Source organism: Micromonospora sp. KC207, from assembly GCF_004348615.1.
GTDB lineage: Bacteria > Actinomycetota > Actinomycetes > Mycobacteriales > Micromonosporaceae > Micromonospora.
Window position 1 is genome coordinate 1 of sequence record NZ_SMKJ01000207.1, and the last position, 13,049, is coordinate 13,049.

The window sequence follows — 13,049 nt, forward strand, 5'->3', positions numbered from 1 at the left end:
GGTCCAGGCGGAGGTGAGGCGGCGCAGCGTGTCGTACCGGAAGCACTGGGTTTCGCTGCTGCCGATGGCGGGGGTGTCGGTGATGGTGGTGATGTTGCCGGCGTCGTCGGGGGTGTAGCGGCGGTCGGCGACGGTCCCGGCGGCGGTTTGTGGCTGGATGGTGACGCGGTCGGCGCGGCGAGTGACGTCGTCGTAGTAGGTGGCGTCCTCGACGTAGAGGCCGCCGGAGGTTTGGCGGGTGGTGATGTTGGGTTCGCCGTACTCGGTGTACGTCTGCAGGGTGACGTAGGTGCCCGCGCTGGTCGACGTCAGCGAGGTGGGCAGGCCGGTGGTGGCGTTGTAGACGGTCTCGACCTGTTCGTTGGGCAGGCCGGTGTTGATGGTGCTGCCGCTGGGCTTGTTCGGGTATCCGGTGTAAGTGGGCGTGCCGTCGTAGGGTGAGTAGCCGTGGCCGTAGGCCCAGGTACCGGCAAGTCCGGTTCCTTCGACGGCGGGAATGACGTAGTTGGTGGTGCTGGGTTGGCCGCGGGGATTGAAGGCGCCGACCTGCCACTTGTAGATGTTCGTCGAGCCTGGTGGGTCGTACCGGTAGGACTCGGTCAGTTGGTTCTTCGCTTTGGCGGTGGAGCCGGTGTAGAGCTGGTCGTACTTCCACTTGGCGCGCAGGGCTCCGGTGGCGGAGTCGTCGCGGAGTTCGGTCTTGCGGCCGAGGGCGTCGTAGACGTACCAGAGGACCTCGCCTCGGGCGTCGGTCGTCTTCTCCAGCTCGTTGTAGTCGTTGTACTGACTGGTGCTGGTTCCCTTGTCCGGGTCCTTCGCGGAGGTTTGGCGGCCCTTGACGTCGAACGTGTAGGTCCACATGTTGCCGGCGTGGTCGGCAACCGTGGTGAGCTGGTCCTTGCCGTTGTAGGTGTACCAGGTCGACTGGTAGGGGCCGGTGACGCCTTGGCTGGTGGTGTGCTCGCGGAGTTCTACGGTGCGGCCTTGGGCGTCGACGACGGTGGTGGTTGGTGTGCCTCCGCCGGGGGGCGTGACGGTGGTGAGGTCACCTTCGTGGGTGGTGGTGGCACGCCACTTCTCCACGAGGTTCGTGACGCCGTCGCCGTGCAGGAAGATCTCCGCCGTAGATCGGTTGGCGTTGTCGTAGATGGTGCGTACGAGTGAGGGCACCGCCCACTCGGGTTTCCACCACAGCGCGCCGGAGGGGGTGCCCGCCTCGACATGGGTGTTGTAGCGGGTGTCGGCGCGGCCGAGCTTGTCGTAGATGGTGTCGTCGACGAGGGTCGCGTTGGGCAGGGCGCCGGCGGTCTGGGTCTGGCGGGGCCGTAGGAAACCGTCGAAGAGTTGGTAGGTGGTGCGGTGGCCGCCGGCGGCGTTGAGCGCTGTCGAGGCGGTGTAGGGGTAGGCGTCGCGGTTGGGCGCGAAGTGGTAGGTGTACTGGACTGATGGGTTGTTCTCGTGGCCGGTCTTGTCCCAGCCGCTGGTCCAGACCCGCCAGACTCGGCCGAGGCCGTCGTAGGCGACGTCGGTGACGAGGCCGTTGAAGTCGGTGACCTTGGTGGTGGAGCCCCAGTACGGGTTGAGGACGGTGGTGCTGGTCCAGTTGTAGGGTGCCGGCCGGGTGGTGGTGGTGCCGGTGACGGGGCCGCCGCTGGCCGGGGTGTAGGAGGTGTTGACGACGTTGCCCTTGATGTCGGTGCTGGAGGTCAGCCGGCCGAAGGCGTCGAACGCGTTCTGGGTCGTCGTCTGCCAGGTCGTGCCACTGCCGGCGGTCCAGTCCTTGAGCTGTTCGACCTTGGTGACCGCTCCTGTGGTCGGCGCGGTGTCGGGGCTGGTGGCGCCGTCGTAGTAGTTGCGAGTGTCGGAGATGACGTGAGCGGTGGTGGTGGGGGCGGTCGCGCAGGGTAGTGCGGTGACGGTGGACCGCTTCACGGCGGTGATGAGGTTCGCGCCGACGTTGCGGTTGTAGGTGCGGGTTTCGCACTTCTCGTCGCCGGCGGTGTCGAGGCCGTTGTCCTGGGTCTTGTCGATCGTGCCGTAGGTGTCGGAGAACCAGGTTTGGCTGCTGGTGGTGCGCCAGCCCCGGTTGCCGTCGACGCCGAGGGCGGTGGCGTTGTAGGTCTTCTGGGTGCGGACGAAGCGGGCGGTGACGGTGTCGCCGTTGATGGTCCGGGAGGCGGTCGCCGGGGAGCGCCAGGGCACGTTGACCTTCTTCGACACGGGCTTGGTGTCGGTGCCGTTGTAGACGATCTGTTCGCGGACCATGCCGGTGAACTGGTCCTCGTCGTACACCGTCTCGGAGCCCAGTGAGGCGGGGACGGTGACGGTGCGGGTGGTGGTGGAGGTCAGCCGGTCTCCGTGCATGCCCCGCAGGTAGTGCGTCTCGGTGAGGGTCTGCGCGCCGGGCACGTCCCCGACGCGGGTCTTGACGGTGGCGTAGCCGCGGAACTGGTTCCAGGTCTTGCGGTTCGGTTTGGTGAGGCCGTCGTCGTCGGAGTAGTGCCAGGCGGGCGCGCCGACGTATTCGTAGTGGGTGAACTTCGGTGGGGCCGCGCCGTTGGACAGTTGGACGTCGGACTCGGAGATGGCCTTGACGACGTACTTGTGCCACCACTCGTTGACCAGTGCCTCGCCCTGTGGGTCGTCGGGGTCGATGACGCGGGCCGGGTAGCAGCGCTTGTCGTTGCTCTGTGGCGACGAGGGCAGGTTGGAGGCGGTGCACTCGGGCAGCGAGTACTCGATGTCGATCTTCGCGCCGGTCTCGGTGACGAGGTAGTCGATGCGCTGCCAGTTGTTGCTGGTGTTGTTGCTGGTCAAGACCCGGTTGGGCATCGAGACGGGGGTGAACGTGACCGGTGGCATCGTCACGGTGGTGCCGACGAGCCCTTCCTGGGTGATCTTCTCGAGCCACAGGCCGTCGTGGTCGCTGCCGTCACCGGTCGGCGGGAACGACTGGGTGAAGGTCCAGGCGTCGACGTTCTGCCAGTCCGGGGTGGTCTTCGTGGTGTCCCAGACCCTTGTGGTGATCTTGGTCAGACGTTTGGTGGACCAGAAGGTCGGTGAGTAGTTGCCGGGGCAGGAGGTGTCGTCGCATTCCTGGTCCTTGGGGGTGTCGGGCCAGTTGGCGTCGACGGAGCAGGAGGTGAGGCAGCGGTCTGCGGTGGTGAAGAGGACCTGGGCGGTAGGGGTGACGGACCGGTCGGCTGACCCGCGGTCCCACGTTCCGTAGTCGGCGCGGACGAGGGTTCCGCCGCGGACGTAGGAGGCATCGTCGTCGTCGTCGATGTTGCGGGCGTACTTGTTGGTTTCCTTGTTGTACCAGTACGACAGGGTGTTGCCGCGGGTGTCGATGACGTAGTCGAGGTTCCACCGCCAGGCCTGGTCGCAGAACGACGAGCTGAACGTGCTCTGTCGGCAGGGCTCGCCGGTGTGGTTGCCGGCGACGGGCACGGTCCAGGTGGAGTTGGTGGCGGAGCTCTGGCCGGGCAGGTTGTGCTGGCCGAAGTAGTACTGGATGCCGTCGGAGGTGGTGACCTTCCAGTACTCGCCGTTGTTGTCGCCGTTGCTGGCCCCGGTCGCCTTCTGGACGAGGGACCCGTCCTCCTCGCGGGGGTGCCATCCCCGGCCGTCTTCGTAGACGAGTTCGACGCCTTGACCGTTGAGGTACATCATGGCGTTGTCGGAGCGCCAGCACAGGTCACCGGTCTTGACGGTGTTGTTGGCGCTGCCGGCCATGTCGTCGAGGCAGGGCACGTAGCGGCGTTCGATGTAGCCGGGCCAGTAGTCGAAGCCCTCCCCGATCCAGGAGGGCTGGTTGTTGCTCACCGACGATCGCCCGTCCACGCTCGCCGACGAGTAGGTGACATGGATCGACGGCGCGAGACCACCGATGGCCGGGGGCACCCGGATGGGCTGGGACCAGGAGAAGTTGCCGGCCGAGCCGCCCGCCGACCACGTCGATGATGCCTGCAACGGCGTGGCCCCGAAGTCGCCGGAGGGGCCCGAGGACCCGGCGGACAGGGCGATGAGGGTGTCCGTGGCGGCGGTCGAGCTGGCGGCGGTGACGGGCACTTCCGCCGTTACGGTGCCGGCTGTGGTGTCGTTCGATGACCGCAGGGCGGTGATGTCGCATCCGGGCTTCTGCCCGTCGGTCAGCGCGCAGGCGGGGACCCGCCACAGCTTGAGTCGGGACGCCCAGTCGCCGCCGTAGGCGTTGCGGAAGCCGGTGTAGTCGACCGACAGGGCCGCCCTGCCGGGCTTGCCCGCGGTCGCGCCGGTGACGCGCATCAGCAGGCCGTCGCGCAGGCTCGCGGGGATGGTGGCCCGGTCGAGGATCTGGACCGTCACCGATGAGACAGCATCGCCGATCGGATTTGAGCTGCGTGCCACTCGTACTGGCAGCTGCCCCAGGCGCACCGGTCCAGCGGTGCGGGTGTTCGGTTCCGGGAGGGCGACGCTGGCGGTGGCGGGTGCGGGCCACTTCGGCGCGGGCAGCGCCTCTCGTCGCTGGATGGTGTGCGGCCATGCCTTGCCCTTGGCGTGGCCGCCGTGGCTGTTGATGGTGGAGGTCTGGGCGGCGAGGTGCGGGGTGGGTTTGGCCTGGGCCGGCTCGCCGACGACCATGGCGCTGCTCACCAGTGAGCTGGCCACCAAGCCGCAGAGCAGAACGCGGAGCTGCGTGATACGGGTCTGGCGTCGCGCGGCTGGGTTCGAGCGCATCACCAGTGACGTCAGGTCGAGCATCGTGTCTCCACCGTCCTGCTGACGAGAGGGGTTGAGCGGGGATGCCGGGTGGGTGGATGTGAGCACGTATCCGTCCACCCGGGTTGAGGCGTGGTGGTTGTTTAGTTTTCGACGACCTGCGTCTGGTACAGGGCGTTGATCTGAGCTGGGGCGAGGGCGCCCTGGAAGACGGAGATGTCGTCCACTCCGCCGTGGAGCCAGCCGGTGTTGGTGCCGTTGGCGATGGAGCGTCCCACGGTCAGTGGTCCGGCGGCCTGCCACGGGGTCCAGGCCGTCTTCATCGTCGCTGTGCTGACCATCGTGCCGTCGAGATACAGGCGTAGCTCGCGTTTCTGCGCGTCGAGGACCCCGACGAGGTGATGCCAGGAGGTGCCAGGTTCCGGTGCCGCAGCGGTGACGCTGGTGGTGTCGGCGGCGTTGGTGGCTCCCGCGTTCGCGGGCATGCTGAACTTCCACGTGCCGGCGTCGGCGGTCACGCCGGGGACGTATTGGAGTAGGAAGCCGCTGTGGGTGGCCCCGTCCTGGGCGATGACGGTCTGGGTGATGTCGGTGCGGTCCACTCGCGCCCAGGACGACACGGTGAAGGACTGGTCGGTGCGCAGCACGGGGGTGTTCGCCCAGACGTTGTAGTCGATGCCGTCCTCGTCCGTCGTCACGCCGGTGATGACGGCGGAGCGGCCCGCTTCATGCGTGACCTCGCTGTTCTCCCCTTCTTCGGGGAAGTAGCGGTTGTCCAGTTGCAGGCCGTTGCCGCGGTTGCCGCGGGCGATGCCACTGCCGCGGCTGAGAGCCAGGTAACGGGCGAACGGGGTGCTGTCCTGGGCGTCACAGGTGTTGGCCTGGTCGGTGATGTAGCAGGGATGGGCTCCCCACTCGAAGTCCCAGCGGCCGACTTCGGTGGGCGCGAGGATGCCGGGTTCGTTGACGCCGCCGGAGTCGGGGTCGGAGGCGAGTTGGCCGGTGAAGTCGTGGTTGACCAGGACGCGGTTGTAGACCTGCACGTCGGCGATCTGTCCGGGGCCGGTGTTGCTCTGGCCGGCGCCCCACTTGGCGTAGCCGACGTGGAGGGCGCCGGTGGCGTTCCACGTCGAGTCGTGGCTGGCGGTGCCGGCCAAGGTGCCGTTGACGTAGAGACGCATCTGCTTCTGTTCGTCGTCGTACACCGCGGACAGGTGGGTCCAGGTGTTCGCCACCGCGGGGGCGAAGACGAAACTTCCCTGCGTGCTGGTGCCGTCCGCGTTGTACATCGAGAATCCCCACTGCTTCGGGTTGGGGACGTAGTACAGGTTGAACCCGTTGGTGACGGCGCCGTCCTGGGAGACGATGGTCCTACAGCAGGTCGTGCCGGTGTCGGTGACGCGCACCCATGCGGCCACGCTGAACGACTTGGTGGTGTCTACGACCGGGCCGGTGGTCTGGGCCTGCTTCCCGGTGCCCGTCATGGCGGCGGTCTGTCCACCTATCAGTCGGGCGTGGTTGTCCCAGTTCACGTTGCTGGTGGTCAACGGCGTGTCGTTGGCCAGGGGACCGGCCGCGTCGGTGTCGCCCAGCAGTGGCTGGTTGTCCGCCAACGCCGCGGCCTGGTCGTGCCCGGGGTAGGTTTCCATGCTCCACCTCGCGACCGGGCGCGACGGTTTCGCGACCTCGACCTCCTTCGAGCTGGTGTTGCCCAGGTTCCCGACGGCGTCGATGCTTCGAGCCCAGAAGATGTTCTTGCCGTACTTGTAGGCCAGGACGGTCACCTGGGCGGTCTTGACGTTCGGGTCGGTAGGGCTGGTGACGGCGGTGACCTCACCGAAGCTCGGCGCGGCGGCTACGGCGGCCAGGATGTCCGGCTTGCCGTCTCCAGTGAAGTCGCCGGGGGTGAAGACCCCTCCACCCGGTGGGATGGTCCCCTTGGTGACGCCGACAGTGTCCAACCATCCGCCCGTGCCGTTGCCCCGGTGCAGACGCACCTCGCCGGTGGAGTTGAGCCGCACCAGGACGTCGGTCTTGCCGTCACCGGAGAAGTCGCCGCGGCCGAACAGCGCGGCGCCGCCCCAGCCGGAGCCGATGTTCTCCGAGATGCCGGTGATCCAACCGCCGGTGCCGTTGCCGCGGATCATGTAGAAGGTGCCGTCGGTCTTGCGCCAGAGCACATCGGGCTTGCCGTCACCGTTGAAGTCACCGGGTGAGAAGACCCAGTTGGCGGTCGAGAAGCCCGTGCCGATCTGCGCCGAGGTGGCCTGCAGGCCACCGCCGACCGCGCCGGGACGCATCCACAGGTTCTGGGTGGCGGCGTCACGGTAGAGCAGGTCAGGTGCGCCGTCGCCGGTGAAGTCACCCGGTGAGAACAGGTACTGCGCGGTAGACCAGTTCGAGCCTTCCAGGAACTCGGGTGAGCCCAGGAAGCCGCCCGCGCCGTCGCCCCTGACCAGGTAGAGGCTGGCCGTTTCCTGCCGGCGGAACACGACGTCGGGCTCGCCGTCGCCGGAGAGGTCGCCCGGGCTGAGGACGGTGCCGTCGGTGTACCAGGCCGATGCGGCCTCGCTGAACGTGGCCGAGAATCCGCCGACGCCATCACCGGAATAAGCGCGCAGGCCGTACAGGGTGGCGGGCGGGCCGGTGAAGCTGTACCGAAACTTGGCGACGTCGACTGCGGTCGTCGAGATCGTCACGGTGAGGGGTTCACCCGGCCCGGGGCCCGTGTCCGGTGGGGTGAAGGTGGGCGGCGTGATGTCGGGCGGCGGCGGCACGGAGGTGTCGACGGAGAACTGGCACCAGGCGGACCAGCCGCTCCCAATCTGGTACGGGGCGGGGTCGACGGTCTTCACCCGGAACGCATAGTTCTTGGCCGTGACCACGGTGACCGTGGCAGTCGTGCCACGGGTGTTCGCCGAGGCCGGAGCGGGAGCCGGCGGCGTCTTACGGGTAGGCACCGTGTCCGTCACCGTGCCCATACCGGCGGCCGGCACCTCGATCCACTCGTAGGTGCCCGTCAGCGTCTGTCCGGTGTCCCCGTCCGGATAGACAGCGGAGAACTTCGGGGTGGTGGTGCCGACGGTCACCCCGTCGACGGGGCAGTCCACCTCAGCGACCTGCAGGTTATACGGCTTGCCCGGTTTCGAGTCGTAGTCCACGACCAGCTTCGCGTTGGCCGGCCGGAACTTCTTCCACCGTTCCAGGTCCGACTCGTACTGACCCTCGTCGTTGCAGGCGCAGAACCCCACGGTCAGGGTGCTCCAGTTACCCGTCGCGGCGGTCTGGACCTGGCTGGTGACCGTCGAGCCGGTGAAGTTCATGACCATGTCGTCCTGCGGCGAGTCCGAACAGCCACCAGCCTTGTTCGCGTGCCCGTCGGTGGCGTCGAGCCACTTCTTCAACGTCATCCCCGACCACGAGGCCTTCATCGTGGCGTTGATCGCGGGCGTCAGGTACATGTGCGCGGGCGAGTCACCACACGAGTAGGAGTGGTACAGCTTCATCTGCACGTACGCCGACTCGATGTGCTTCCCGCCCAAGGCCACGGTGCCGTTGGTCATCGGGAACGTGAAGTAGGAACGGAACTTCGCCCCCACACACGGCCCTTCCGGGCTGTAGCCCACCCGCGCCATCGTGTAGTCGGTGTTGGTGCAACCGTTGCTGGTGGCATAAGCCCACTTCGACTCCGCCACGGACCACGCCGGGTCGATGAACAGCGGAAACGTCACCTCGTCCGAGGTGAGCAACGTCGAGTCGGGAATGAGTTCCAGGTCCCCGCCCGCCGTGACGTTGGTGATCACCTCACCCGTCAGGGCCGCATCGCCCGCCGCCAGCGTCGAGGAGCGCGCGGCGGATGAGCGGAGGGTCGACCCGGCCGTGGAGTCCCACATGCGCGCCGGCTCGGTGCGAGCGACCACTGCCGCCCCGGCGCTGGCCTGGAGCGACCCGTCCGGCTGTGCCTCAAGGTCGACGTCACCGCCCACCGGCAGAGTGATCTTGCGGAGGGTCGGGTGGGCCGCTGCCTGAGCGGACTTCACGACCAGCACGTGCGTGAATCCCGTGTGGGTGGCGTGGACCACGAGATCCACGTCCGGGAAGACCCCCGGGTAGGTGGCTCCGTCGCCGGACAGGACCGGGGCGGGCAACGGGCCCGGCCAGGACATCTGCAGTGTCTTACCGGAGCGGCGCAGGGTTACCAGGGGGCCCGCTCCTCCCCCGGAGAAGGCCACATCCGCAACCGAGACCGCCGGCCTGACCAGGCCATCGCCGTCCGCCTGCAACGTCAGATCGACATCGGCCCACGAACCGTCTTCCTGACGCGCACGCTGCGGCACGACCGCCGACTCGAACGACAGCCGGCCATCCGGCTGCGCCACCACCTGCGTGTACTCGGAACGAGAGGATTCCACCGCGACCGGGATGTCACACGCCGCCGCCGAAGCAAGCGCCTCGGCCTCGGAAACCGCAGATCCGCTACACGACGGAGACGCCCCACGCGCCGGCGAGGCAGCGAAAACGGTCGGCGCCGCCACTGCCGCCGTCGACAGAAGCAACCACGCGACCGTCGAAGCCACAAGCGCCCCGCGCCGAGACAGCAGGCCTACCTTCTCAGGGGAGCCCCTGCCGTGCCCATCGAGTCCGATGGGTGTCGAGTTGCCCATACCGTCCAGCACAGGGCCTCCCCCGACACCCATGGCGATCAATTGATGTGGGACTGTAGTCGAAATCGCACTCGGCAGCCACAACATGACTTTGCGTAACAACGCCTGACTGGGCGAGGCAGTCACACAGTCCGACAGGCGACCGCCACCTCCGAACCGCTTCGACCTGCCTCGATCACGTGGAGCGACTCAGTACGCCCCACAGCGAGGGGGCACCCTCATCACGCAGAGCAAGCGTCGTAGCGAAACCCTCGACCTGGGTGTGATCAACACAACAGCAGAGAGAGATGACTCGGCTTCCCCGGCCAGGGCGCGCGGACGTTTCGGGCGCCTCGCTTTCGCCTCCGCCACTCACGCACGAAACCGGCCAACGTGAGACAGGCCGCCCAGGGTCGCGGGCCGCCGAGCCGCCGAGCCGCCGTTAACTCTCCCCCGGCGGGCGGGCCGATGGTCGGAAGACACAGCAGGCGAGCATCAGCTGGCGAATCCGCGTCAGCAAAAAGACGACATCGATGAAAGAGGGTGAGTCCACGAGAAGGGATGCCAGCATGAAATCAGGTGTGATCTTGAAGAGGTGCGGATGCCGGGACGACGGCGGTCGGCGGTTGGAGCAGCGCTGCCCGAGCCTGGGCGACCGGCAGCACGGCACCTGGTACTTCCACTGCTCCGCTCGCAACGTTCTCGGCCGATCCGAACGTGTCCGCCGAGGTGGCTACCCGTCGCAGGCGGCGGCGCGCAAAGCGCGGGACGAGTGGCTGGCCGCGACCGAGGCGCAGCGCACCGCCAGCGGATGGACCGTCGAGCGGTGGCTACGCCACTGGCTCGACCAGCACACCCGGATCCGGCCGACCACCCGGCTGCACTACACCCGCGACGTCGAACGCGTCCTGATCCCCCACCTCGGTCAGTACCGCCTCGCCGACCTCGACGCCCGACTGCTGCGCACCGTCTTCGACCGGATCGCCCAGACCACCAACACCAAAGGGCTGCCCCAATCCGCCTCCGCGATGCAGCACCTGCGCACCACCCTGCGTACCGCGCTCAACCTCGCCGTCAGACAAGGCATCATCGAGGGCAACCCAGCCCGTCACATCACCGTCGCCGGCTACCGCAGACCCCACGCGCAAGTCTGGACCGACGACCGCATCAACGCCTGGCAGGCCTCCGGCGAGCACCCCTCAGTCGCGGTGTGGACCGCCGAACAACTCGGCACGTTCCTCGACGCCGTAGCCGACGACCCCCTGTTCGCGTTCTGGTGGCTCACCGCACTGCGTGGCCTGCGCCGCGGAGAGATGTGCGGGCTTCGCTGGACCGAGATCGACCTCAACCACGGTGTGCTCTACGTCGAACGCAACCGCACCACCGCCGGTTACCAGGTCATCGAAGGCGACCCGAAAACCGCCGCCGGACGCCGCCCGGTCGCCCTCGACAAACGCACCCTCCACGTCCTGCGCGAACACCGAAAGCGCCAACAAGAGCAGCGGACACGCCGCGAGACCACCGGAAAGACCTGGATCGACTCCGGCTACGTATTCGTCCGCAAAGACGGCAGCCCTCTCCATCCTGGCTACGCCAGCGGCCGGTTCCGACTCCTGATCAAGCGGACCGGCGTCCCCCAGTCCGGCTGTGGAGTCGGCCCGGGGCGCGGTGGCGGGATTGCTCCCGGTCCGTTTCCCCGGACCGCTCTCCGAACCCGCCGTGCCGATCTCTCGGCAACGGGCTCTCCACGGTTCCTGCCGTCAGGCGGGGTTCGCAGGTGGCCACGGGGTCGGGATCTTGTTACCCCGGTAGGTGTAGCGGGAGACCGTCACACCCTCGATCCGGAAGTACTCGACCCCGTCCGCCGCGATCTTCCACCGCCCGGAGGCGGCCAGATGGCGACGGACCTGACCCCAGTTCCAGCCGTGGCGCGCCCGCAGCATGTGGACCAGCCTCCACCAGGTGAAGTCGTCCAGTTTGCTGAAGGTGTGTTTGGCCACGGCGTACTTGAAGTAGTTGGCCCATCCGCGCATGATCTGACCGAGCCTGGTCAGAACCGACGCGAGGTCCTGCTGCGATGTCTTGTGCGTCAGGGCACGGATCCTCGCCTTCAACGTCCGGACGGGCCGGACCGCGATGAAGGTGTAGACGTACCACTTGTTCGTCCCCCTCCTTGCGTTTCCACCGGATGCGGAAGCCGAGGAAGTCGAACCCGTCGCTCATGTGGATCACCTGGGTCTTGGCCGGTGACAGCCGCAACCCGAGCGGAGCCAACACGCTGGCGACGTCTTCGCGCAGCGCTTCGACGTGCTCACGCGAGCCGTGCACCAAGACGACGAAGTCGTCCGCGTAACGCACGAGGCGCCACGTCGGCCGTCCCTTGGTGTGCCGGTAGTCGCGCTTGCCGTGGGTCGACATCGTCCCGCCCGGCTTCCACGGCCCCATCACGTGCTCATCGAGCACCGCCAAGGCGATGTTGGCCAGCAGCGGAGACAGGATGCCGCCCTGCGGCGTCCCGGTCAACGTCTCCTGGTGATCGCCGGGTTCCGTCAGGATCCCGGCCCTCAGGAACGCCTTGACCAGCGCCAGGACGCGTTTGTCCTTCACCCGACGACGTACCCGGTCCATCAGGGCCGCGTGGTCGATCGAGTCGAAGCATGCCTCGATATCCGCATCCAGCACCCAGCGATAGCCACGGGAGCCGAAGTGGTGGATCTCAGCGATCGCGTCCTGAGCACGCCGCTTGGGCCGGAACCCATACGAGCACGGCAAGAACTCCGCCTCGAAGATCGGCTCCAGCACCAGTTTCAGCGCCGCCTGCACGACCCGATCCGCGATCGTCGGAATCCCGAGCTTGCGGACCTTCCCCGACCCTCCTGGTTTCGGGATCTTGCGTTCCCGCACTGCAAGCGGCCGGAACGAGCCGTCCTTGAGACCGGCCCGCAGGTCGTCCAGAAACCCGGACACGCCCACCTGCTCCGCGACGTCGGCAACGGTGAGGCCGTCCACGCCAGGGGTGCGCGCTCCCTGGTTCCCCGCGACCCGGTCGAAAGCCACGATCAGCGTCGCCGGGTCACACACGAAGTTGAACAAGTCACCGAACCGGCGGCCGAGATCGGCCACCGCCCAACGGTGAAGCTTGGCCTGCATCTCCGATACCCGAGACCACGGCCCCACCGGGGCCAGAGCCGGGGCACCGCCGTTCGGCGGCGCGTCTTTCGGCATTGCAGCATCCTCCCCACCTCGAAACCGCTGCCGCCCTTCCCCAAGTGCCGGGCTCTCCCCGGCTCGGAGTACTACGGCGGCTCCGCCCCGTCCCCGGCCGATCGGCGGTCGACGCGCCCAGCCCCACCGGCCCCGCCGGCAGCGAGGAGAAGGGCAAGACCCGGGACGGTTCCCGTGTTCACTGTGATTCGCTCGACGAAGGAGGAGCCCGACTATGCCCCTGCGGCATCGCTGCGAGTACGCCGCAGACCTTCCTCGCAGCCTCCCTGACAGCTCGTGCCCACCACCTCGGGAGTTCCCCGCCGCCCACGACGACGGGTGCGCACCGCTTCCAGCCCAGATCCACCAGGTTCGAGCTGGCGTCGCATAAAGGAGCTGTCCCACGCCGGTTCCTCGCGTACCCCTCTCCATCCCGCTCGCCGAACCCGGACCGTCTGGCAGTACCGGCCCGTCCCGGCTTTGTCAGGGCTGCTCCCACCC

At 67.7% G+C, this 13,049-nt stretch carries 4 protein-coding genes and 2 pseudogenes; 1 reads left to right on the plus strand and 5 read right to left on the minus strand.

Translation table 11 applies throughout. The annotated features are described in order from the left end of the window. The 3 genes from E1258_RS22785 to E1258_RS35075 form a co-directional block, all read right to left on the minus strand. Positions 1 to 4,743, minus strand: a 4,743-nt coding sequence (locus E1258_RS22785; RefSeq protein WP_243715624.1) for an RHS repeat domain-containing protein, incomplete at its 3' end; no start/stop codon positions are given. A gap of 101 nt (positions 4,744 to 4,844) precedes the next feature. Further along, positions 4,845 to 8,867: a LamG-like jellyroll fold domain-containing protein gene (locus tag E1258_RS22790; RefSeq protein ID WP_132404713.1), complete on the minus strand. Its 4,023-nt coding sequence runs from the start codon at positions 8,865 to 8,867 to the stop codon at positions 4,845 to 4,847. 1,307 nt (positions 8,868 to 10,174) lie between these two features. Beyond that, positions 10,175 to 10,426: a hypothetical protein gene (locus E1258_RS35075; RefSeq protein ID WP_243715625.1), complete on the minus strand. Its 252-nt coding sequence runs from the start codon at positions 10,424 to 10,426 to the stop codon at positions 10,175 to 10,177. Positions 10,427 to 10,657: 231 nt separating this feature from the next. On the opposite strand from E1258_RS35075, the pseudogene E1258_RS35080 reads away from it, so the two are divergent. Further along, positions 10,658 to 10,918, plus strand: a pseudogene (locus E1258_RS35080) (site-specific integrase); the annotation flags it as partial. A 186-nt stretch (positions 10,919 to 11,104) separates the two neighbouring features. Here E1258_RS35080 and E1258_RS35085 read toward each other — a convergent pair. Together E1258_RS35085 and E1258_RS35090 are read right to left on the minus strand one after the other, a co-directional pair. After that, positions 11,105 to 11,458, minus strand: a complete 354-nt coding sequence (locus E1258_RS35085) for a group II intron maturase-specific domain-containing protein (protein ID WP_243715626.1) — start codon at positions 11,456 to 11,458, stop codon at positions 11,105 to 11,107. A gap of 91 nt (positions 11,459 to 11,549) precedes the next feature. After that, positions 11,550 to 12,980 (minus strand): annotated as a pseudogene (locus E1258_RS35090) (reverse transcriptase domain-containing protein); the annotation flags it as partial. Between the last annotated feature and the right edge of the window lie 69 nt (positions 12,981 to 13,049).